Source organism: Microcoleus sp. A2-C3 (assembly GCF_036706065.1).
GTDB lineage: Bacteria > Cyanobacteriota > Cyanobacteriia > Cyanobacteriales > Microcoleaceae > Microcoleus.
On the sequence record NZ_JAUBVX010000017.1, the window covers coordinates 41764 to 67271 of the forward strand.

At 44.9% G+C, this 25508-nt stretch carries 11 protein-coding genes; 6 read left to right on the forward strand and 5 right to left on the reverse strand.

The features are described 5' to 3' along the window. Positions 1–194: 194 nt before the first annotated feature. A complete protein-coding gene (ftsH3, locus tag QUB66_RS11910; protein WP_265237790.1) occupies positions 195–2033 on the reverse strand; it encodes an ATP-dependent zinc metalloprotease FtsH3 in 1839 nt (612 codons plus the stop codon). A gap of 476 nt (positions 2034–2509) precedes the next feature. Between ftsH3 and QUB66_RS11915 the strand changes: the two genes are divergently transcribed. Next, positions 2510–9478, forward strand: a complete 6969-nt coding sequence (locus tag QUB66_RS11915; protein ID WP_332967942.1) for an FkbM family methyltransferase — start codon at positions 2510–2512, stop codon at positions 9476–9478. A gap of 155 nt (positions 9479–9633) precedes the next feature. On the opposite strand, the gene QUB66_RS11920 is transcribed toward QUB66_RS11915, so the two are convergent. Together QUB66_RS11920 and QUB66_RS11925 are read right to left on the reverse strand one after the other, a co-directional pair. Continuing rightward, positions 9634–10470: a CNNM domain-containing protein gene (locus tag QUB66_RS11920; protein WP_265237793.1), complete on the reverse strand. Its 837-nt coding sequence runs from the start codon at positions 10468–10470 to the stop codon at positions 9634–9636. A 413-nt stretch (positions 10471–10883) separates the two neighbouring features. After that, the gene (locus QUB66_RS11925; protein WP_265237794.1) at positions 10884–11975 is read right to left on the reverse strand and encodes a hypothetical protein; all 1092 of its coding nucleotides are present in this window, start codon (positions 11973–11975) and stop codon (positions 10884–10886) included. 111 nt (positions 11976–12086) lie between these two features. Here QUB66_RS11925 and QUB66_RS11930 point away from each other — a divergent pair, with 111 nt between their 5' ends. The 3 genes from QUB66_RS11930 (at position 12087) to QUB66_RS11940 (ending at position 15871) form a co-directional block, all read left to right on the forward strand. Further along, the gene (locus tag QUB66_RS11930; protein WP_332967944.1) at positions 12087–13001 is read left to right on the forward strand and encodes a YihY/virulence factor BrkB family protein; all 915 of its coding nucleotides are present in this window, start codon (positions 12087–12089) and stop codon (positions 12999–13001) included. A gap of 479 nt (positions 13002–13480) precedes the next feature. Further along, entirely contained in the window at positions 13481–14749 is a 1269-nt protein-coding gene (locus QUB66_RS11935; RefSeq protein ID WP_265237798.1) for a glycosyltransferase, read from the forward strand. Between the two features lie 102 nt (positions 14750–14851). Further along, on the forward strand, positions 14852–15871 hold the full coding sequence (locus tag QUB66_RS11940) for a glycoside hydrolase family 24 protein (protein WP_265237799.1): 1020 nt from the start codon (positions 14852–14854) through the stop codon (positions 15869–15871). Positions 15872–16142: 271 nt separating this feature from the next. Here the strand turns inward: QUB66_RS11940 and QUB66_RS11945 are convergent, their stop codons facing one another. Together QUB66_RS11945 and QUB66_RS11950 are read right to left on the reverse strand one after the other, a co-directional pair. After that, positions 16143–17291, reverse strand: coding sequence for a flagellar assembly protein H (locus QUB66_RS11945; protein ID WP_332967945.1), 1149 nt, complete (start codon positions 17289–17291; stop codon positions 16143–16145). Positions 17292–17302: 11 nt separating this feature from the next. Beyond that, positions 17303–18814 (reverse strand): mechanosensitive ion channel domain-containing protein, encoded by a 1512-nt coding sequence (locus tag QUB66_RS11950; protein ID WP_332967947.1) that lies wholly within the window; start codon positions 18812–18814, stop codon positions 17303–17305. 1248 nt (positions 18815–20062) lie between these two features. On the opposite strand from QUB66_RS11950, the gene QUB66_RS11955 reads away from it, so the two are divergent. After that, a complete protein-coding gene (locus QUB66_RS11955; protein ID WP_332967948.1) occupies positions 20063–24169 on the forward strand; it encodes a PAS domain S-box protein in 4107 nt (1368 codons plus the stop codon). 5 nt (positions 24170–24174) lie between these two features. Further along, complete coding sequence (locus QUB66_RS11960) at positions 24175–25506, forward strand: hybrid sensor histidine kinase/response regulator (RefSeq protein WP_332967950.1); 1332 nt, start codon at positions 24175–24177, stop codon at positions 25504–25506. The last annotated feature ends 2 nt before the right edge of the window (positions 25507–25508 follow it).

Sequence of the window (25508 nt, forward strand, 5' to 3'; positions counted from 1 at the left end):
CCAGATCACTCGCGATCTCCTCGCGATCGGGGACGATCGCACTCTGGTATAATTCCAATGTCAGCGGATTTGATCTGAAACAGCCCGCGACACAAAAAAATCGGGGCGATTCCAGATTATCTTAGAACCACCCCAATTACAGATTTCCAACTTTAGATTCAACCTAAAATCTCAAATCTAAAACCTAAAATTAATTAGGCAATAGTTGCCATCTTGACATCGCTGTTAGCCAACAAATTTTGCAATTCATCAGCATCCACAGTTTCCTTATCAACTAGCATCTCTGCTAAAGCGTTCAGGACGTGGCGATTGCCAACCAGTACATCTTTAGCGCGCAGATAAGCTTGCTCTACCAACAAACGCACTTCATCGTCGATGGTGGCTGCGGTTTCTTCAGAAAAGTCCCGTTCGGCCATGATATCGCGACCCATGAACATATTCCCTTGTTGGCGACCGAGAGCTACAGGGCCGAGCCGATCGCTCATACCGAAGCGAGTTACCATTTGTCGTGCTACTCTTGCCACTTGCTGCAAGTCATTGGAAGCGCCAGTCGTGACTTCTTCCTCGCCGAAGACAATCTCTTCAGCAATGCGGCCGCCCAAAGCTACCGCCATTTGATTTTGCAAGTAAGAGCGAGAATACAAGCCAGAATCCATCCGATCTTCGCTCGGTGTGAACCAAGTCAAACCGCCAGCGCGGCCGCGGGGGATAATGCTAATTTTCTGCACGGGGTCGTAGTCGGGCATCAAAGCACCAACTAAAGCGTGACCGGCTTCGTGGTAAGCTACCAAAGTTTTGCGCTTTTCGCTCATCACGCGGTCTTTCTTTTCTGGGCCTGCGAGCACGCGGTCGATCGCATCATTGACTTCATCCATCGATACTTCGGTCAAGTTGCGGCGGGCGGCCAAAATTGCCGATTCATTCAGCAGGTTAGCCAAATCCGCACCTGTGAAACCGGGTGTCCGGCGGGCGATTTTTTCCAAGTCCACGTCTTTTGACAAGGTTTTGCCGCGGGCGTGAACGTTGAGAATTTCCAGGCGGCCGGAGAAATCGGGGCGATCGACCACAACTTGGCGATCGAAACGGCCCGGACGCAGCAGCGCAGCATCCAGCACGTCGGGGCGGTTTGTAGCAGCAATCAAAATGATCCCTGTATTGCCCTCAAAACCGTCCATTTCGGTCAGCAACTGGTTCAGGGTTTGTTCCCGTTCGTCGTTACCACCGCCCAAACCAGCTCCCCGCTGGCGGCCTACCGCGTCAATTTCATCGATAAATACGATGCAAGGAGCGTTAGTTTTAGCTTGTTCAAACAAGTCGCGGACGCGGGAAGCACCGACACCCACAAACATTTCCACAAATTCTGAACCGGAAATCGAGAAGAAGGGAACGCCTGCTTCTCCAGCCACTGCTTTGGCGAGCAGAGTTTTGCCTGTTCCGGGAGGGCCCACTAGCAGTACGCCTTTGGGGATTTTTGCTCCGACTGCGGTGAAGCGATCGGCATTTTTCAGGAAGTCTACGACTTCGGCGAGTTCTAGCTTGGCTTGTTCGATGCCGGCTACGTCTCCGAATGTCACCTGAGTTTGAGGTTCCATTTGAACTCTAGCTTTGGATTTGCCGAAGTTCATGGCTTGGTTTCCGGGCCCGTTTTGGGCGCGCCGCACCAGGAAAAACAGTCCTACCAAGAGCAGGATCGGGAAGAACAGGCTGCTGAGGGCTTTTACCCAGAAGCCTTCGTCGTTTTGGGGCAGAACTGAAATGTCTACGTTGTTTTTGGTCAGGATGTTGATCAGTTCGGGGTCATTCGGCAGGTTGACGAGTACCTTGTTGCCGTCTTGAGCCGTTACGAGGGCTTTGCTGCGATCGGAACTGATATTTATTTTGTCTACTCTCTTGCCTTCGACTTCCTGAATGAATTGGCTGTACTTCCAAACTTCCCTACTTGGGGGCTGTTTGTCAAAAAATGCGGTTGCTAGGGCAATGACTACAATAGCCAGCAGTGCGTACAGTCCAGCGTTTCTCCACCGTTTATTCACCGAGGTCGATCCTCCTAATTATTTAGTCCCTACAGTTCGGGATTTTTTATTTATGTTCATCAATCTTAACGTAATTGTAACTTGTTTGCGGCCTGCAAGATCGCCCTATAGGGCGATCTTGCTTGCATGGTGGAAACCGAACGTGGCTTTACTGCGTCAGGTGATGAAATGCTTTCCTCGCAAAAGGTAAATTTTTGATTACACTATAAAGTAATTTTTGTCAAGTGCATCACAGGCGATCGCTGACTGTGCTGTTTTGGCAGCCGACTTGGCCTATAACTATGAAGAAGTTTTGGAGTTACAGGATCGCGATCGGCTGTTTACCTATATATAGGAAATCACTCAAAAAAGTTAAGCCACAGACCTTCGGCATCCTCTAAAATATCCTGTAAAAGGTTAAAACTCCTGAATAATCATTCAACTAAACTCTGACTTTTGACTTTCATGTTGCAGCAATAAAAAAGGAATTTAAAACAATGGCAATTAAATCATCAATGGCAATAGATTTTATTCGTAACTTTGTTCAACCTGGAGAGCTTGTTTTTGATGTTGGGGCAAATATAGGGCAAAAAGCTGATGTCTATGCTGCCGCTGGGGCGAAAGTAATATGCTTTGAACCACAGCCAAATTGTGTCAACATCCTGACCCAAAAATACCAGCATAATCAAAATATACAAATCGTTAACAAAGGGTTGGCAGAACAAAATGGAACTATGGAGCTTTCAGTATGTAATGATGCGAATTACATATCAACTTTTTCTAAAAAATGGCAAACCGGACGTTTTGCTAACTACCAATGGAATGAAACTGTTAGCGTAGAAGTTACTACCTTAGATGAGATGATAAAAGTGTGGGGACGACCGCATTTTTGTAAAATAGATGTAGAAGGCTTCGAGTTTCAAGTATTGCAGGGACTATCTACACCAATTCCTTATATATCATTTGAGTTCGCCATAGAATTTATTGACGATACAAAAAAGTGCATCAACCACCTGAAAAGTCTCGGATATAAGCTTTTTAATTTTGCCAATGGCGAACAAGCTAATTTAGTATTTCCTGAATGGGTTTCCGAGGAACGCCTTGTCAAGTACCTAGAGTCTAGCAATGACCGCTTACTTTGGGGAGATATTTATGCTAAATTCGAGGTAAATCAGCATCATACTTCTGGTAGCGGAATAGCTAAAAATAGCAGCAATGAAGTGATAGCAACACAAGGATATCTCAACTTACAGAAACTTTGTCAGGAACACTCAATCACCCCGCGCGGCCTGATTCACATCGGAGCCCACGAAGGGCAAGAAATGAAGGAATATCAAGCGATGGGCGTGCCAAAAGTGCTGTTCGTAGAGGCGAACCCTTCTGTTTTTGAAAAATTGAAACAGAATATAGCTGGACTTCCTAATGTGTGGGCGGCAAATTGCGCTGTTAGTAACGAAAATGGTACAGTAAATCTGCGGGTTAATTCCCACGATATGAGCAGCAGCATTCTGCCCCTGAAGCTGCATAAAGATATTTATCCCGGAATGGTAGAGGTAAATCAAGTTACCGTCATCTCGAAAACTCTTGACTCGCTGATGGAACAAAGCCAGTTCACTCCCCCTGACTTTAATATCATTAATATTGATATTCAAGGGGCAGAACTTTTAGCATTTCAAGGCGCTGTCGAGACTTTGAAATATATAGACGCAATTATCACAGAAGTTAATCGCGAAGAACTTTATGAAGGGTGCGCGTTAATTGATCAAATTGATGATTTCCTCTCATCCTACGGGTTTCAACGAGTAGCGATGGCCCATCCTTCCCATCCATCTTGGGGAGATGCTTTTTATGTCAAAAAACCACTTCCGAGTCAAGATGCGGGTAATTTTAGTTCGAGTGGCTTGTCTGTAAGTGCGATAAACAATACCATCATCGTAACCAGCATAGCACCGGGAAATATTGAGAATCAGCGGGCTGCGGTAGAAAGCTGGCGCAGCCTGGGATTTTCGCCTGTTTCGCTCAATAGCCCCGAAGAAATTAGCCAACTACAGCCCATCTATCCCAATGTTACTTTTCAGGCTGTCAATCGCGATGCACGGGTCGAGGCGGGAAGACCGCTAGTGTATCTTGATGATATGTTTGCATATTTGCGCGATCGCCCTACAAAAATCTGCGGCATAGTCAACTCAGACATCCGCCTGAAAGCTGGTGACGATTTTCTCGCCTTAATCTGCAAAGAAGCGGAAAATTCCATAGTTTTCGGTTCGCGAGTCGATGTCGAGACATCTGAAAACACAGAGGGGAAAGTTTACGCTCAGGGATTTGATTTCTTCTTCTTTGACAAACAACTGTTAGAACAGTTTCCCACTTCCCAATTTAGTTTAGGTCTTCCCTGGTGGGATTTGTGGATACCGCTTACCGCTCATCAGAAAAATCTCAATCTGAAATATCTTGCTAGTCCAGTTGCCTATCATATCAAACATCAGGTCAATTACATCAACAACTTTTGGCAAACAAAAGGAATTCACTTCACGCAGTTTTTCGATCTAAATTTGTCGCGCCAATTTGAACAACTGTTGGCGAACGACAATAGCCGTTTGCAAAGCGAACTGACGAATGTTGCAGTTCAATTTATGACTTTAATTGACAAACAGACGCCAAAAATTCAATATGAAACAAAAGATGTCACTGCTCAAGTTTCAGATTCATTAAAAGTATCCGCCATAGTTTCTACTTACAACTCAGAAAACTTTATTCGCGGATGTCTGGAAGACCTGATAAACCAAACCCTGTACCAAAAAGGCGCACTGGAAATCATTGTCATTGACAGCAATTCCCAACAGAATGAAGGAGCAGTAGTTCGGGAGTTTCAAGGAAAATATCCTAACATAATTTACTGCCGGATACCAGAGCGAGAAACGATTTATGCGGCTTGGAATAGAGGCATCCAAATGTCGAGAGGGCGATACATTACTAATGCTAACGCCGACGACAGACACCGCCCCGACGCATTGGAAATCATGGCTAATTATTTGGAATCGCAACCAGAAACTGCCCTGGTTTACGGAGATCAATTAATTACAAATTTTGTTAATGATACTTGGGCGGCGACGCAATCTAAAACGCGGTGGAATTGGCCGGAATTTTCCTATGGGGAACTGGAAAAGCGCTGCATTACGGGTTCTCAGCCGATGTGGAGAAAATCTCTGCATGAAAAACATGGCTATTTCCGAGCAGAATTGACTGCGGCTGGCGATTACGAATTTTGGCTGCGGATTGGCAAAACAGAAAATATGTGCCGCATCCCGGAAGCGATCGGGCTTTACTACCACAACGAACAAGGTTTAGAATATGGTTCAGGGCGATCGCAACAAGAAACACTTAAGATATGGGATGAATACGGCATCATCCGCCGAGGTATCAAACCCGCCACTACCGTCCCCGTTGCCATCTCTCCGTCACAGCTAAACGCCATGCCCTACCGCACGTCCGAACCAGCACTCGTCAGCATCATTATCCCCTGCTACAACCACGCAAGTCTACTCAGAGAAGCTGTAGAAAGCGTTGTCAATCAAACCTATAAAAATTGGGAGTGCATAATTGTCAACGACGGTAGCACCGATGATACCAGCAACTTCGCAAACTATTTAATTCAATTGTATCCTCAAAAAGCGCTGCGCCTGATCGATAAACCCAACACGGGGCCCGCTGATTCGAGAAATGTTGGCGTGCAGCAATCGTCAGGAAAATTGATTTTATTCCTAGATGCTGATGATAAAATTCATCCCAAATTTATAGAGGAGTGCGTTGAAGTTTTATCAGCAAAACCGAATGTGGGCTTTGTCTATACAGATGTGCAGCACTTCGGGGCAAACTGCGATTTAGTCAACCACGGCGACTTTGAACCCAATAAATTTTTGAGAGACAATCAAGCCCCCGCTACTTCCTTATTTAGAAAAGAAATTTACGAGCAAGTAGGCGGCTTGAAAAAAGTGATGAAGCTGGGATGCGAAGACTGGGAATTTTGGATTTCTGCCTATGAAAAAGGCTGGTTAGGCTATCGTTTACCTCAGCCTTACCTATACTATAGGCAACATGGCGACGGCTCTAGCAGAACCCAAAGGATGGCGGGAGAACGCCCAAAATTAGACTTGATGAGAGCTACAATTGTTCGCCTGCACTCTCAACTTTATAAACCCGAAGAAGTTCGTTGGTCAGAACAAATTTTGCAGCAACACGGCAACTTGATTGCTGATGAATTAGCTCAAGTTATTAAACCAGAACAATTCTTAGCTTCCCTTCCTCAATACTTGGGAGATTACCAAAAAGACCAAACTAATCAAGTTGCTTTGGCTAACATCCGCGACTGCCGCCGACAACTTGCCGATTATTTGGTGAATCTACCCGCAGAAAAACTAGAAACTGCCTACTCCGGCGATGCAGGTAAGGCACATCAAATGCTGCTCAACAGCACTATCAAATATGAAGCACTAACAGATGCCGAACAGAGTTTGATAGCTCAACTAGCAGCACATATATCCCAGGGAATTAAAACTCTCAAAGATGTTAACTACTTACTAGCAGCCGCTCTTTACCGTCGGGCTGACCAGTTGTTGCTGAAGTATGAAAACGCAGCTATACCCAATTGGTTTGTCAACGACTATCTCAAATTTATGTTTGCGGCGCCGACGCTATTTCAAGAACTAGGAGAGGCTGACAATTATTGCCACTACGTGCAGGGATGGGTTAGTTACGTACACCGCAATATATTCCAAAACCAAAATTCACAAGTTTGGCAGGAAATTGCCTGGTTTTTTACTCAAAGTGCTAACTTTATCCCTCTATACTTCAATAGTGAAAATCTCAAAGATATCTACACGAAGCGGGCAGATATTATTGAATTTGCGATGAAAAATCGCGGGGCTGCCATTGATTGCATTTTTCCGGCAAGGCCTGCAAACAGACAGAAAATTCGGGTCGGTGTTCTGACTAAACATTTTGGGGCGATGACGGAAACTTTCGCCACTTTGCCTGCTTTTGAATATCTCAACCGAGAACAGTTTGAGATTATTTTGTACGCTCTAAATCTGGATGGCAATAAACTAGAACAGTATTGCCAGAGTCGCGCTGACAGACTGGTGCAACTGTCGAATGACTTGCCAGGTCAAGTTCAGACAATCCGCGCTGATGATTTAGATATTCTGCTGATTGCTACCAATATTACTGCTGTCACTCATCCGATTAGTTTATTAGCACTGCATCGATTGGCGCGGGTACAAACTACTTGTTTTAATTCTCCTGTGACTACGGGAATGCGCCACATTGACTATTATATTGCTGGTAAGTTGATGGAGCCTGTAATTGAGGGACGCGCGCATTATCGGGAGGAATTAGTAACTGTTGATGGGCTGGGCTGCTGTTTTAGCTATACTCTGGAACCTTATACTCCTAATATTCAACTCAACAGACATAGCCTTGGCATTTCTGAGGAATCGGTTGTGTTTATTTCGAGTGCGAATTTGTATAAGTTGGTGCCGGAGTTAAGGGAAACTTGGGCAAAAATTCTAGCTGCTGTTCCTAATTCTGTTCTGTTTTTAATGCCTTTTGGCCCTAGCTGGACTAATTATTATCCAGGGGCGGCTTTTGTGAATAATATGCAAGGGGTTTTTGCTAAGTATGGGGTTGATAGTAAGCGTTTGCGGGTATTGAAGGCTTTTCCTAACCGTGCGGATGTTAAGGAAGTTTTGAAGTTGGCTGATGTTTATTTGGATTCTTACCCCTATGCGGGGACTACTTCTCTGGTTGATCCGCTGGAGGTGGGATTGCCAACTGTGGTCAGGGATGGTGATACTTTACGATCGCGCATGGGAGCGGCTGTGGTACGATCGCTCTTGATGCCAGATTTAATCGCCCATGACGAAGCATCCTACATTCAGCTAGCCGTTACCCTCGGCACTAACCCACAACTGCGCCAGCAAAAACGGCAGGAAATTCAGCAAAAAATGCAAGCCAATCCCCCCTGTTTTGACAGTGTTGCATATTCAGGGGCGATCGCAAAATTATTCCAAAAACTCTTTAGCAACTGGCAAAGCAGCCACCTAGAAGCCTCGCGCAGCTTGCAGGCTAGCATTCCCAAGCAGCCAGATTTGAGCGAGATTCTCTCAAATAACGTCCAGCTTTACCAAAGAAACTCATCAAACATCTCAGCAATATCCGAACTGCGTCAAATCCGCAAACAAATCGCTGATTTTTGGCTGAACATTCCCGCCGAAAATCTGGAAGCAACCTACAAAAGTGCGCCCGGTAAAAGCTATCAAATTCTGCTGACTAGCGGCTTTCAACATCAAGCCATGATGGAAAGCGAACAAATAATTTTGCAGCAATTAACGCAGATTAGCAAAGGATTAGTGCATCCCAAAGCTGTCAATGCCTTGCTGGCGGCGATGCTGTATTTCCCACCGGGAACCATGCGCATTCCCGACGCTCGCAACCGCTTGCCACACTGGTTAATTGGGGATTATGAACAAGTTTTTGAGACTGAATCCGCCGTCAAGTCTGATTCAAGTTCTGACTTGCTAGCTCAATACATTCAATCCCCACAATTTGCGAATCAACTGTTAGGATGCGTCAATCTTTACCGCATTGATTCGTCTGACGAATCGGTAGTTTTGGAACTCCGCCAAATCCGCAAACAACTGGCTGATTTTTGGCAGAATGTCCCTTCAGACAAACTCGAAACTTTTTACCGAGGCGAAGTTCGCAAAGGATATCAAGCAATACTTAGCTGCGGCTTGCAAGCAGAATCAATGACTGAAGCCGAACAGAAGTTTTTGCAGCAATTGACCGAAACTAGCAAAGGGTTAGTGCATCCTCAAGCTATCAATGCTTTGCTGGGTGGAATGTTGTATTTTTTTCCTGGAAAAATGCGGGTTCCTGACGCTCGCACCCGCTTGCCGCAGTGGTTGGTTGAGGATTACGAAAAGGTGTTTGAGAGTGCATTTCCGGCAACAGAAAAAACCATTGTCAACCAAGATTATTTACCGCAGTTTCTCAATCAATTAACTGCTGCCGTCAATCTTTATGAAATTGATCCGACAGCGGAAATGGTAATAGCAGATTTGCGCCAAATTCGCAAGCAAATTGCTGATTTCTGGCTGAGTCTTTCTGCCGAGCAAGTGGAACTTTTGTATCGGAGTGATTTTGGCAAGGGTTACAAAGCAATGCTCGGCAGCGGGTTTATTAATGAGCCTCTGACTGAGAGTGAACGCGCGTTTTTTAATTCGTTGGTTGCTGAGTTGAGTAAGGGGTTTGGAACGCCTAAGGCTGTACATAATTTGTTGGCGGCGATGCTGTTTTGTCGTGCTGGGCAGTTGCAAGTTCAGGATGCGAATAGTTGTTTGCCTGAGTGGTTGTTTGAGGATTATGAGCAGTTTGTTGGGGGTCTGGTTAAGGTGGCTGTTGGGTGATTGAGGTCGCACTTTTTGAGATTTGGGATTAGTTATTAGTCTCAAATCTCAGGTTAATTAAAATTTCGGGCGGGCTAGAAGCCCACCCCACAATGTTTTTTTCTTGTGGGATGGGCTTCTAGCCCGTCCTAGTTATTTTTGCAATTCAAGTCTATTCAATTCAAGACGAGTTCTGGATGTTGTGGCTCAAATAAGGGGCGTGTTACTTGGCGCAGGAGGACTGTTTCTAAGCTGCCTTCTATTACGTTTGCTGCTTCTATTTCTAATTCGCCCCACAAGAATCGATCGCCCTGAGCGGGCATTTTACCCAAAGTGTGTATCACAAATCCGGCGATTGTTTGGTAAGCTTGGTTGGTCGGCAGGTTTAATCCGAGTTTTTCGTTAACTGCTGTTACTTCCCAGACGCCTGAAATTAGTGCTGAATGAGCATCTTTTTCCACGATTGTTGCTTCGGAAGGTGACAGCAGCGGTTCGGACTTTTTACTGGTAATCCCATCTGTCAGCAGCCGCACAGTACCGTTGAGAATTGCTAGCAGCGGCCACAGTATTTTTGAGCAGATTTCTAGGGCGGGCATTAGCAGCAAAGCGGTGCGTTCTGGGGCGTGGGTTGCTAATACTTTGGGGATGAGTTCTCCTAATACTATCTCGACGTAAGTTACTAAGATAAATGCTGCGGGAATTGCGATCGAATGAGCGCTCAACATGGCGGGTAAATGACCGATCGGCAATTTGTCGATCCACGGCTCGATCCAGTGTACAGTCGCACTCTCGCCCAACCAACCCAACAGCAAGCTCCCTGCCGTTGTGCCTGTTTGAGTCACCGACAGGTAATGCGGTATGTTCTTCTGCGCTTGGTGGACGAGTTCGGCGGTTTGGGCGGTTGGGCGATCGCGCAAGTGAGCAAGTTGGCGGATTTGATGGCGATCGGCTGATACTAATGCTAATTCTGCCGCCACAAAAAACGCGATTAAAAGTGTTAAGCCCAGTAACATTGCTAATCTCAGCAGTGTTTGGGCGACTTCTATTTCCAGGCAAGCAAGGTTGTTCAAAATAGATAAATAATACGATAGATATTTTTGACTAATACGTTTATTTTAGCTGTCGATTCAGATAGATTGACTGCCTCACATATCGGATATCCGCACTACCCGTATTCGTAGGGTGCGCAATGCGCACCTTACCGTACAAGTTATGAACTCTTTGTCTTCTCTTAAGCTATTCTGCATGAAAAATTATTTTTATGGACGGACTAGAAGTCCATCCCACAGGAGTTTTAAGCAACAGAATTGTTAAAATTAGATGCGCGTCACCTTATCTAGCTGAGTGGAACAGACGGGACGCCTGTTCTCCTTGGCGGTTCCTAAAAAAAACAATCCAATTCACAAAACCAGAACTAATTGCTGTCTCAACTCTCCGTTACCTCCCGCAGCGAATCAATTTCCGTAAAAGTCTCCTCCGGATCGGACTTCAACCCGCCTTGAATGTAATTCAACTTCACTTCTTCTAACAAATCCGACAGCAGCGACTGCAATTCCCCGAGAGTTTTTTCATCTTGCAATTCCCGCCGCAAACTTTGATTGAATTCTTGGCTGAAATTATCAATAATTTTTCGCCCTTTATCATCTTCGTAAGTAGTTGCTACCACATCAACCGCAGTTTGAGCTAAATAATTCGCTAGCTGTTCGGTCATTTCCTTAGGCAGAATATTAATCGGCGAGAAAGTTTGCAGGAGTTGATAAAAATCCGATTGTTTGATGGTTGTTTCCAGATTGTGGTGCAGCAATTCTTCCAAACCCGGTTGCACCTGCGGCAAAACTTTATAAATTGTCAGCTCCAAAATCCGGTTGGTAATTTGTTCGATCGTATTTTCCTGATTGACGTGAAGGTAGGTCTGCTGCGGTTCCAGCAGTACCCGCGCTGCGTCGCCTTGTTCGATCGAACTTTGAGCTTGATTGATAAACCGCACCATCATGTATTCCGACATCGTATCGGCTAAATAAGCCACCGGTTCGTAGGTAATTTGAGCAATGGCGCGATCGAGATTCACCAAACCCGACTTGTGGAGGCGCACCAACACAGGCAGAATCCGCCACCCGTACCAAATCGGAATCAACAGAAACACCTCGTACCAGCGCCTCAGCACAAAATTAGACCAACTTACCCCCGGTTTGCGGCGGGTGTGGAACAGACTTTTAATCAAAAATTCCGCCCAAAAAAAGGCGATAAACCACGCATCAATTCGCCAAAACTGGTCAGCATTTGGCAAAGATTCGGGATTTGGCAAACTAGAATTAATACCTTTAATCGGGTCGTAAATTTTAACTATACCCGGCAAATAGCTCTGATAAATAGGGCGCAACTGAAGGTAACTGAAATGAAAAATCACCAGCAAGAAGTTTGCCACCGCTACTAATGTGCTCAGTTTTGCCCAGGACACTGATTTTTTTGACACTTGTACATCGGTGCTGTTAACAGTTGTGTTGGAATCTGACATCATAGTAATTTTCTGAGTTTGCTAATCGATAAATCTATCTTGTGGCTGAGGCTGAAAAACTCCTAAACTATTATAATCCCTTGGTAAAGCATAAGTATAAGGAAACCAAAGGTCGTGAACTTAAAGACAGTCATATCGCTGCTCAAAGAAACTTTTACTCAATGGCAAAAAGATAAAGCACCCACCCTAGCCGCCGCCCTAGCCTATTACACAGTCTTCTCCCTCGCTCCGCTGCTAATTATCGTAATTGCGATCGCGGGTTTAGTCTTTGGTGCAGACGCAGCCCAAGGTCAAATCGTCACCCAACTCCAAAGTCTAATCGGCAAAGATGGCGCCCAAACCGTCCAAGAATTGATCCTCAAAGCCTCCGAACCCAAGTCGGGAATGATTGCTACTTTAGTCGGCGTCGCTACACTTTTGTGGGGCGCTTCCAACGTATTTACTAATCTTAAAGAAGCCCTCAATACTATTTGGAATGTTTCACCGCCTCCCGGACGTGGCATCTGGGGCTTTTTGCAAGACCGCGTATTGTCTTTTGCAATGATTTTGGGCATAGGCTTTTTACTGCTAGTATCTTTAGTAATTAGCGCCGTTTTAGCAGCAGTCAGTTATTGGTTGAACGGCTTGCTACAGTTGCCAGTCGGTATTTGGCAGATTGTGGACTTTGCTATCTCCTTTGGTGTAGTTACGCTGCTGTTTGCCTTGATTTACAAACTTTTGCCCGATGTCGATCTTGCTTGGAATGATGTGTGGATCGGCGCCGCCATCACTTCAGTGCTGTTTACGATCGGCAAATCCCTAATTGGAATTTACCTGGGAGGTAGCGGTATTGCCTCTACCTACGGTGCTGCGGGATCGTTCGTGATTATCCTGCTTTGGATTAATTATTCCGCTCAAATTCTCTTCTTAGGCGCCGAGTTTACGCAAGTTTGGGCTAATCGATACGGCTCCAAAATGCGAAGTTCGCGAAATAATACCATGCACGAAAATGAGGAATCCTCCAGGCGCAAACATCGGAACAATTCTTAACATTAAAAAGATGCAGTAACACATAAGCCAGAAGGCGCAAGGAAAGAAAAATTTTGAATGTAATTTAGCTTTCTTTTCGATCGCCCTGTAAAGTTCTATCTTTAGGAAGATTTACTTCTGATTTCTCTACATCTCAAACTATTTCTCCCGAAAGGTAACAATTCTACCTTCGACTGACGGAAGCACCTCGAACAGCAAGCTGAAAGCAGGTTCGAGTTTGACACCGGCGCGAATCAGGGAAATTTAGTTTACCCTTGTTCATTTCTATTTAGATTATCTAGAGTTGGATCTGTTGCACGTATCTGTCAGCAGAAGGAAGTCGGCTGTCAATTTCCCCCCGGAAAGTTATCCCTGAAGGATGATTTATCGATCGCCTATTTTGATTTTAATTAAAATTAGATTTAACCTTGCAATCCTCACGTAGTAGCCAAAAGAGCACTTTCAATCTGCAAGTTTTTTTAAAATTTTGGTAAATAATCATGATTTCATTAACAAAAAAACGCATCGCCCTGATCTCGGTACACGGCGATCCGGCTGTGGAAATTGGCAAAGAAGAAGCGGGCGGGCAAAATGTTTACGTGCGTCAAGTAGGAGAAGCTCTGGCGAAACAGGGGTGGCAAGTTGATATGTTCACCCGATCGTCCGATCGCCAACAAGCAAGGATTGTACAGCACAGTCGCAATTGCCGGACAATTCGGCTAGTAGCAGGGCCACAAGAATTTATTCCCCGCGACGAACTTTTCGGATATTTGCCGATTTTTGTTCACGAATTTCAGAAGTTTCAGTTAGAGTCAGGCTTTCAATATCCCTTAGTTCACACGAATTACTGGCTGTCTTCTTGGGTGGGAATGGAGTTGAAAAAATCCCAACCCCTGCGACAAGTTCACACTTATCATTCTTTGGCAGCAGTTAAATATAAGTCGGTTACGACAATTCCGATGATTGCCAAAACCAGGCTGCAAGTGGAAAAAACACTTCTGGAAACAGCCGATCGCGTAGTGGCTACCAGTCCCCAAGAAAGAGAACACATGAGGTCTCTGGTGTCCTCAAAAGGCAATATTGAGATCATTCCCTGCGGTACCGAGATTGAGCGGTTTGGGTCGATCGGGCGATCGGCCGCCCGCCAGCAGTTGGGAATAGCACCGGAAACCAAAGTCGTGCTGTACGTCGGCCGTTTTGACCACCGCAAAGGCATCGAAACCTTAGTCCGCGCCGTCAGTCTGTCAGCGCTGCGAGGCAAAGGCGATTTAAAACTAATTATCGGTGGCGGCTGGCGTGAGGGCGAATGCGACGGTAAAGAGCGCGATCGGATCGGCAGCATAGTTCAAGAATTAGGCTTAAGCGACATTACCAGTTTTCCCGGTGGCTTGAGTCGAGACATTCTCCCCGCCTACTACGCCGCCGCCGATGTCTGCGTCATTCCCAGCCATTACGAACCCTTCGGTTTAGTCGCCATTGAAGCGATGGCCTGCCGCACGCCCGTAGTCGTCTCCGACGTGGGAGGGCTGAAATATACCGTAGTGCCGCGACAAACCGGCTTACTGGCGCCACCGAAAAATGAAGCGCTGTTTGCAAGTGCGATCGATCGGCTGTTAGTTGACTCAGTATGGCGCCAGCAACTCGGACAAGCAGGCCGAGTGCGCGTCCAAACCTATTTCAGTTGGGACGGTGTAGCCTCCCAACTAGGTCAACTTTACACTCAACTGCTCGAAAAAGCGGCGATGAAACTTGACCCCGTGAGCGCTTAGTAGTATCACTTAGTATGGTTGAAGCCAGTTTCCCTCGATCCCTGTTCCTATCATCCGTTCTAACTGGGAATCTTCAACTAGAAGTGATATCAGGAGGTACTCTTGTACGCACCAGAACATCTGGGAAGCTATCTGCAACCCATTTCAGACATCGAGCTAATTCGCCTGTGGGTCGATCGCAAATCCCCTCGCAGCAAGAGTTTTAGTTGGCAGACGGCTAACAGTTTTCAGCGGTTTGTAGAAAAACCGCTCGCAGAAGTGACTCTGACAGATGTCCAGACTTTCGCCACAGCGATGAGGGCTCGCAAACTTCCACCTCGTTTCTACAAACAAACCTTGCTAGCCTTGAAATCGCTGTTCGCCTTCGGCCAGCAAACAGGAATCTTACCCGCAGCCATTCCCCTGCACGGGTGGCCGATGCGACAGCGCAGCCAGCATTCCAAACGCCTCCGTTTGAGGCTGGGGTGGAGTTTGTGCATTTGTTCGTGCTTTTTTTTGGGTAGAATGAGCCCGAAACTATGGGGACAAACTGTCTCGGCAGAAATCTCGCCGCCTCCGAAAGGCGTGACTGTCTCGTCAGAAAGCTCTCGGACTTCGCCCCAAGCCTTGCCGAAAGTTCCAACTGGCGACTCACCAGACAAAGGAGAGGATAACATTGAGCGCGATCGAGTAAAAGCATTTCTCGACACCATTGCCACAGCCGAAGGCACTGCTGGTTCCGAGGGCTACCATACCCAGTACACCGGCACCAAATTTGACAGTTTCAGCGACCATCCCAGAGAAATGAGATGCGGCCGCCGCTACGGCAAAAAGCTGTGTTCCGACGCTGCGGGGCGGTATCAGTTTCTCAGCACAACTTGGGATAGATTTGCTAAAAAATTTAGCATCACCGATTTCAGCCCTCAAAATCAAGACTTTGTAGCTGTAGAGTTGATCCGAGAAAAAGGTGCTTTAGAAGATATAGAAGCGGGTAGATTGGAGCCAGCCATCAGAAAACTCGCCTACATCTGGCCTTCTTTTCGTCGTTTTGGCGGTTCAGTGGACTCGTCGATACCCAAACTGGAAAAAATGTACCTGCAAAATTTAGGGATTTACCGCCCAGGATTGGTTGTTAGCAATTAGTCATCGCAGTGAAAAGCCTGTAAATGGCAGGCAGGATGCCTACCCCACAAGAGTTTTTGGAGATAGCTATAAGTTGAGATTGGGGGAGTTATGGGTGATGTCTATTCTGTGGGAAGTTGTGGGAAGTTAAAAATTAGGCTAATTTTCCATCTTCCATGTTAACGATGCGATCGGCAGCAGCGAGGAATTTGATTGAAGAATTATGGAAATGCTATAAAGGGCGATCGCCCTTGATGGCTGCGATCGCCCTTGATGGCTGCGATCGCAGGTTTTAGTCAGGTGTTTTACCTAACCGTTCCCTCAATTCATCAGCCGATAGTTGGGGCAGTTGTTCTACAAGCAATGTCAATTCTGCCAGAGGCAATGCCAATAAATTATTGACGGCTGCTGGTAGAAGATCGCCCAATTCGGGCGATCGTACTTGCAAGACACTTTCCACCAACAATTTAACCGCAGATTCCCGCCCTGCATCATCAACTGTCAGCATCGAGATTGCTAGCAACAAAACTGTAAATTCCGCCGCCGCCAACTTGGATATTGCAGATAGAAAAACTGTCATTTTTGGACTTACTTCTCCAAATCTAACTCGCAGGAAGTTTTCTAAGATTAAGCGCTGTTGTTCTTGTCTGCCTCGTTCTAGTCCTTGTTCTAGCCCTTGTTCTAGTCCTTCTTCTAGTCCCTGTTCTAGTCCTTCTTCTCTAGCTTGTTGCTGTGCTGCTTGTATTTGTTGTTGAAAAAGTGGTGCAATGGCCATAATTAACTCCCGCTCGTCTGGCTCTAATTGTTGTGGCGCATCGGTTACTAAATTTGACTGTAACCGATACAGCAATTCTAGCGCGATAATCCGCAACGGATCGTCTGTGGCTAAAGCGCTTAATTGGGAAATAGCCCTTTGCTGCACTCCCCCTTTGCCCAAAATCCTCAACCACAGGGTTTCGGGAGTTTCTGGCAATTGGTGAATCGCCACAATTGCAGTTCGCAAAGATTCACCCAAAAAATAAATTCCCTGCATCCAATTCTCTGTGTCTGGTATCGCATTAAAGCTATCTACCAATGATTTCGATGCTGTGGGCATCAAAATCCACAGTTTGGGTAACTGAGTATCATCATAGCGAGTATTTTCTCTCCTGAATTTTCGCTCCAACTCACCTCGCACGTCGAATAACTTGCCCAGACAGCTACAAATTTCGCTGACGTTTGCCGGATTGCGAAACGGTTCAAAAATTGCAGTTGTGCTTGCCATCTTTCCCAACAATCCCAGGGTTTCTGAGTATTCAGGTATGGCAGTGCCGGGAGTGAAATAAACATCAATTTCTCGGACTTCGGAACTCACATCTTTGCCGATATCGACAGTTCCGATCGGCGAGAGAAATTCCTCCAGGTATTCTTTGGCAAAGAGATCGTGAATAAATCGCGTCATCAGAAATTATTTCAAACACTAAATAGATCTTTTAGCCGTTTTCTTACCCATTCTACCGGATTTTCATCCTCTTCTGCTGCATCTACCAATTCCATTTCTCGCAATAATTGCTGTCTCTCGCTGAGTTCTTCTTTGTGTTTGACTATTTCTTTAATAATCTGTTCAGATAAATCCGGTCGTTCAGTTAAAACTTTTTGGAAACCTTCTTTATTTATGGCAAACAAAATTGTTTCTTCCAAAGCTCTTACCGAAGCAGTTCTGGGAATTCCCAACATCAAAGAAAGTTCCCCTAAAAACTGACCAGTACCGAGGTTATTCAGATGTTTGTCAATAGCTTCTACAAAAACTTCTACTGAACCTGAAAGAATCATGTAAAAAGCATCTCCGGGGTCGTTTTCGTGAAACAAATATTCTTGCGATCGCAGCCGTTTGCGGTATCCAACTTCAATCAATTGCCGCAATTCAAGATCAGTCAGATTTTCAAAGTATTCCACCTCTCGCAGCAAACAGCTAAGGGACGATGGTTTTTGCAGTTTCTCTGGAAAAATTGGCTGTTTTTGCTCATTTTTATAGTAACTGTTCGGGAGGTCAATTGCAGTTTCTTTTTTGTTTAAGATTGATAACAGAACTTCGGGGTTTTGCAAATAAATTTCTCTGTCATTGAACGGAAATTCGATTTTTTGCTGGCGGAAATTGTATTCAATTGCAAAATTCAAAGAACTTTTAATTACTTCTCTTTCAGTCGGCCTGTCCGTCCAAACTAAAAGTTCAAATTTAAAACTATCATCACCAAACTCGACAAACAATACTTTCGGATGCGGTTCGTATAAAACTCCCGCTTCTGCGTAAGCAATATTTAACAGAGTTTCTGTCACTAACAGCGGGTTACTATTCTCGGCTACTTCTACGGGAACTCGCAAACAGAGTAGCGAGTTTTCGTAACTCCAGTTAACAATTTTGTTGCTAATCATTTTGCTGTTGGGAACTATGACGCTGGAGTCCTCAGTGGTTTGGATGATGGTCGATCGAATCGAGATTTTTTTGACTATTCCCATTAATCCTTCTAATTCCACAAAGTCTCCGACTTTCACAGGCCTGTCTAAAAGCAGCGTTAAGCCACTGACGAAATTAGTTGTTAAATCTTGGATTCCGAAGCCAATTCCGACTCCCAATCCCCCCGCAACTACTGCAAAAGAAGCGAGGTTGAATCCGATGCTTTGGATGGCGACTATCACACCCAAAGCTACTATTAAATACCCAATAATTACTGCGATTGCTTCCCGATTTCCCTCGTCAATTCCTAGTCTGACTAACAAGCGTTCCTTGAGAAAGTTTGTAAAAAATCGTGCTATCACAAGGATAGCCATAAACAATACAATCAGTTCCACCAGGGACTGCAAGGATACAGGATTTTCACCTATTTTAAATAGGGTAGCGGTAAATATTTTCGAGACCTGTGTCAATACTTCTTCTTGTATTGTATACAATTCAAATTCAGGCACTAAAGTTTTTTGTGTGGTCATTTTTGAAGGGGAGTATTCAGTTAACAGTTGACAGTTGACAGTTGATAGCGACCTCTATATGGAAGGAAGAGGATTGGAGTAATGAATATTCTTCTTTTAATTTCTCCCTAGAAGGGTTCCGGCTTTAAACCAATTCTTTCTGGTAAAAAATCAAGTCCTCAGTACCCAATGTAAAAATAAAATACTGAACTCGTAATCATAAATTTTAACCTATTTTTAGGGTAAGAAAAGTGAAGTCGTTACATAGAGATGTGGTTCCTCATACTACGCAGTTATCCCTATTGCCAATTTTTCAGATATAGCAACCCCAACATTGGTAAGGACAGAAATAAGCTCATGAATAGATCCATGACCCTTGTAGCATCAACGGTTTGATGCCCGTCTAAAAACTGTCAATTTTCAACTGTCAACTGTCAACTGTCAACTGCTATACCTGGTCTTCGCAGGCCTGCGGTTAGTGTGCCACTTTTTCGCGATTCGAGAGCAGACTCATCTACTGCTAAAGATATCACTCTACTAACTTTAGTCAACATTAATTTTATTGGATTTTATCATAATCTCCACTAATTTTTTTTTGAAGTCCCGTTATCAATTTAAGCAGGGGTTATGCAATGACTCTTTAAGTGGACAAGTCAAATATCCAAGTATTACAATGAGTTTAACTGGTGGGAGAGATATTGCTATTACTCTGCTAGTTGCGTCTGTTTTGTGTCTATTTAAGTGAAAATTTAACGGATATAGCTAAAATTGATAACGTTCCAAGAATACTTGACATTCTACCGACATGGGGGAAAAACTATAACTCAATCACATTTGTCAATCCGTAATTTTACTTAAAATACTGCTTGTTTAGGAGTAGAAAATTGGCGATTTGGGGGTGGGTGGGCATAAATATGCCGATCGCCAAAATTGCTCGATCGCCCAAATCTTAGTTTCCCCCCCCCCAAATCTGAGTAAATTATGATCATAATTGCTTATTGACAAACGCTTCCCTAGCTTATGTTGTCACCAATGTTCTACCGATAGGATTGATTAGCAATAGAATTGATGAGAAATAGAAATACTTGGCGATACATCCGAAGAATTAAGGGAAAGAGTGTCGCAAGGGATACATATATCGCCGATTAAAAACCTAATGGTCGCCCTACTGAACGTTTTCTTCAGTATCCAAATAGGAGGGAATGAAAACCTTGCGATCGCCCAATTGGACACAAGTTGTAGAATAAAAGCTGAAATGCACGAGCCAACATGAGCAAATTCCCACCAGAGAAAACCCAACCGTCACAGCAAGAGAACACAACAGCAGAGGTATTGCGACAGGCTCACTTCGAGGCTTTTTTTGCAGGTGCCAACGCCGGAATGCTGATTTTTGACAGCCAACTTCGGTACGTCCAAGTTAACCAAGCTATGGCAGAGCTCAATGGCATTTGTGTGGCAGACCATATTGGTAGGTCGCTGCGTGAAGTAGTGCCAGAATTGGCTCCGACTCTGGAACCAATGCTGCAAGGGATTCTGGATACGGGCAAGCCAATTCTTGACAATGAAGTAGCGGGTGAAACGCCGAAACAACCAGGCATCCTCCGCTACTGGGCAACATCTTACTATCCTTTGGTGGATGAAAATGGCAGGGTTTTTGGTGTTGGTGGGATTGTGATTGAAATTAGCGATCGCAAGCGTGCAGAGAAAGAGCAAGCACGACTGACGGCAATTTTGGAAGCAACTTCCGACTTAGTAGGAGTTGCGGATGTTACTAGGCATAGTGTCTACCTCAACAAAGCCGGACAAAAAATGCTGGGGATGTCTCCAGAGGAAGCGCGATCGCCGTTTAGTCTAGATTCTGTGTTAGCTCCCTCGGCTAGGGCAAAATTCCACGACGAAGCCTTTGCCACCGCTTTACGCGAGGGTAGCTGGGCTGGTGAAACCCTATTTTTGTCACGCGATGGGCAAGAAATTCCAGTCTCCCAGGTTTTGATCGTTCACAAAACGGAAGCGGGCGAAGTCGAGTTTATTTCGACTGTAGCGCGGGATATTCGCGATCGCAAAAAAGCAGAGGAAGAACGGCAATTGCTGGCTACAACGATCGAGAATAGCCGTGACTTTATTGGCGTTGCCTCAATGGATGGTCGTCCTCTACTCCTGAATCAGGCTGGTCTGGATTTGGTTGGACTCAGTAGCTTGGACGAAGCCAAAACCAAACACATTAACGACTTCTTCATGCCAGAAGATTTGGACTTTGTACAGCAGCGTGTTCTGCCTGCGCTGATGCAAGAGGGAAGTTGGCGGAGTGATTACCGCTTCAGACATTTCGTCACAAATCAACCCATTTTAGTAGATTACACCCTATTTCTGGTCAAACATCCAGAGACTAATGAACCTTTAGGAATTGCCAGTATTTCGCGGGATATTCGCGATCGCAAAATCGCAGAAGAAGTCCTCAAACAAAATGAAGAACGGTTTCGTTCTTTGATGGAAGCCACTGCTCAAATTATTTGGATCTGCAATGCGGACGGCGAAATGACGATCGAGCAACCTACTTTGGGTGCATTTACAGGACAGACATTTGATGATTACAAGGGATGGGGCTGGCTAAATATGGTGTACCCAGACGATCGCCCTCATGTTGCTAGCGTCTGGTCGGCTGCCTTGGCCAATCGATCGCTTTATGAAGTAGAATTCCGTATGTGCCGCTATGACGGAGAATATCGCTACATGAGTTGTCGTGGTGTACCAATTCTGAACGCGGATGGTTCAATTCGGGAATGGATTGGAGCTAATACAGATATTACCGATCGCAAAAAAGCTGAAGAAGAGCTGCGCGAACAGGAGGCTGCACTGCGCGATCGTAACGCACTGCTAAACTCTATTTTGGAAAGTACGCCAGACATAATTGTTGTTAAAGATCGGGAAGGGCGTTATGTTGCCATCAACTCCACTTTGGCAAACTTCCTAGGCAAGCCAATTGAGGAAATCATCGGCAAGAATGATTTGGAATTACTGCCGCCTGACACTGCCCATGAAATGATGGCAAAAGAGCGCCAAATCATGGCAGCAGGAATCACTGAGAGTTACGAGGAAGATGTCTCTGGCGGTGAAAAAACCGCGACTTTTTTCACTACAAAATCTCCTTGGCGGGATACTAATGGCAATATCCTCGGCATCATCGCCACAACACGAGATATTACCGATCGCAAACAAGCAGAAAAAGCTCTCAAACAAAGCGAAGAACGCTATCGATCGCTCATCGCTGCCACATCTCAAATTGTCTGGGCGACGGATGCTGAGGGGCAAGGCACTGATTTACAGAGTTGGAGAGCTTATACTGGACAAACCGAAGCGGAAGTGGCTGGTTCTGGCTGGTTAGATGTAATGCACCCGGACGATCGCGAACGAACGGTTCAAGTCTGGATGGAAGCATTGCGAACTAAAAGCCTGTATGACATAGAATATCGAATCCGAGGGGCGGATAGAAACTATCGTTATTTTCAATGTAGAGGTGTGCCAATTCTGAATGAAGATGGCAGCATCCGGGAGTGGGTTGGCACTTGCATCGATATCCACGATCGCAAACAAGCAGAAGATGCTATAAAACAAAGCGAAGAACGCTATCGATCGCTAATCCTTGCCACGTCCCAAATTGTCTGGACAGCCGATTCTGAAGGGCGATCGCCCGATTTACCAACTTGGAGAGCTTATACTGGACAAACCGTAGCTGAGGTGGTTGGTTTGGGCTGGTTAGATACAATTCACTCGGACGATCGCGAACGAACGGCTCAGGTGTGGATGGAAGCAGTGCAAACGAAAAGCCTGTATGACATAGAATATCGGATTCGGGGAGCAGATGGAAACTATCGTTATTTTCAAGTTAGAGGGATACCCATTCTGAATGAAGATGGCAGCATTCGCGAGTGGGTTGGCACTTGCACCGATATCCACGATCGCAAACAAGCAGAATTCCTAATGGCAAAAGCCAAGGAAGCCGCAGAAGCAGCTAATCGGGCAAAAAGTGAATTCCTTGCCAACATGAGCCACGAGTTGCGGACTCCCCTGAATGGCATCATGGGATACGCCCAGATTCTTCAGCGTTCCAAAGTCGTGAATGAAGAAGAGCGATCGCGCATTGATGTCATTTATCAGTGCGGTTCCCATTTATTAACCTTAATCAATGACATTCTCGATTTGTCGAAGATTGAAGCGCAGAAAGTGGAACTCCAGCCCACCGATTTTCATTTCCCAGCCTTCCTGCAAGGTGTAGCCGAGATGTGTCGCATCCGAGCTGAACTAAAGGGAATTCAGTTTCATTTTCCCTCAAGCCCCGAACTGCCGATCGGCATTCGTGCGGATGAAAAACGCTTGCGACAAGTGTTAATTAATCTTTTGAGTAACGCTATTAAATTTACGGATGAGGGCACTGTTACTTTTATAGTCAGTTTTGCCACAGAAGAAAAAATTCGCTTTGAAATACGCGATACAGGTACCGGCATTGCACAACATCAACTCCAAACTATCTTTCAGCCCTTCGAGCAGGTAGGAGATCGCAGACGGCAGACAGAGGGCACCGGATTAGGACTGGCAATTAGCAAAAGGATTGTAGAACTAATGGGCAGTACCATTCAGGTTCAAAGTGAGATGAATGTTGGCAGTATTTTCTGGTTTGATGTCGATCTGTATCAAGCCGAGGAATGGGTGAAAACGTCTCAAATCGACCATCGCGGGCAGATAATCGGCATCAAAGACCGCCAACCTAAGATTCTGGTGATCGATGACAAATGGGCTAACCGTTCAGTAATTAGCAATTTGCTCAGTCCGATCGGCTTTGAGGTGTCTGAAGCCAACGATGGGCAAGAAGGCTGGGAAAAGATTCTAGAGATGCAGCCCGATTTAATCGTTACTGACCTATTAATGCCCGAACTAGATGGCTACGAGCTGATTAAGCGGGTTCGAGACTCGGAAAATTTCAAAGACATCGTGATTATTGTCTCTTCTGCCAGCGTATTTGAAACAGATCAATACAGAAGTTTAGAAGCAGGAGGTAACACCTTTATTCCCAAACCTGTTCAAGCCACGGAACTCCTGGAAAAATTGCAAAAGTATCTTGATTTGGAATGGGTTTACGAAGCCAATGAAGCTCCACTGGCGATCGCCTCAGACACCGATGAGCTAATTTCCCCGCCTGCTACAGAAATGGAAATACTATACGAGCTGGCGATGAAAGGCAATTTCCGAGAAATAGTTAAACAGGCGGTATTACTTGAAGAAATAGATCCAAAATACATTCCCTTTGCTAAAAGATTGCATCAAATGGCAAAGGACTTTCAAGACGAAGAGATTTTAATCTTTATTCAATCCTACAAGTAAGGTTTATGAAGTCAGCAATTCAACCCAAGGGTACAATTCTTATAGTTGATGATAATTCAGCCAACTTGGGTGTCTTATCTGATGCCTTAAGTCAGGAAGGATTTGAAGTTCGAGTCGCGAAATCTGGAAAAATGGCATTAGAGCGGGTTAAATATGCTCTACCAGATCTAATCTTGCTAGATGTCATGATGCCAGAGATTGATGGATTTGAAACCTGTCGTCGATTACAGGCTAATCCAGAAACTAAACAGATTCCCATTATATTTATGACTGCTCTCTCGGATACGGCTAATAAAGTTGAGGGGTTTAAGCTTGGGGCTGTAGATTATATTACCAAACCCTTCCAACAGGAGGAAGTATTAGCTCGCGTCAAGCTGCATTTAAAGCTTTATGTTCTAGCTGATAAATTAGAAGAAAAAAATACCTTATTGGAGCAAAAAGTTTTAGAAGTCAGCCAAGCCTATGAAGATTTACAACAAATGCAACTTAAGTTAATCCAAAGCGAGAAAATGTCCGGCTTAGGGCAAATGGCGGCTGGGATTGCTCATGAAATAAACAACCCTATAAATTTCATATCTGGCAATCTGGGTTATGCCCAAGAATACGCGGAAAACTTATTAAAAGTTTTACACCTGTATCAAGAAGATTATCCAAATCCAACTCCTCGGATTCAAGCAGCAATGGATGAAGTAGAACTGGACTTTTTGGAGGAAGATTTTATCAAAGTTCTTAAATCAATCAACTTAGGAACGCAACGCATTGAGGAGATTGTCAAGTCTATGCGAATCTTTTCTCGCCTAGATGAGGCAGACGTGAAAGAAGTAAATATCCATGAAGGAATTGATAGTACACTCACGATTCTGCATCATCGTTTAAAAGCAAAATCAGAGCATCCTGAGATTGAACTAATAAAAGAGTACGGTCAGCTTCCACCAGTAGAATGCCATGCCGGACAACTCAATCAAGTGTTCATGAATGTTCTTTCAAATGCCATTGATGCTTTGGATGAATCTAATCAGCAGCGTTCCTTTGCAGAAATCAAACAACACCCGAACCGCATTCAGATTTGTACAAAAGTAATTGACGAAAATTGGGTTGCTATTAATATTAGTGACAACGGTCGGGGAGTTTGCGAAACCATAGAACCAAAGCTATTTGACCCCTTTTTTACCACTAAACCTATCGGTAAAGGAACTGGATTGGGGTTATCTATCAGTTACCAAATTATCGTTGAAAAGCATGGGGGAAGATTATACTGTAAACCTGTATTAGTAGGAAAGGGGGTAGAATTTGTCATTGAAATTCCAATTCGGCAACAAGTTGGTCAAGTTGCTTAGTT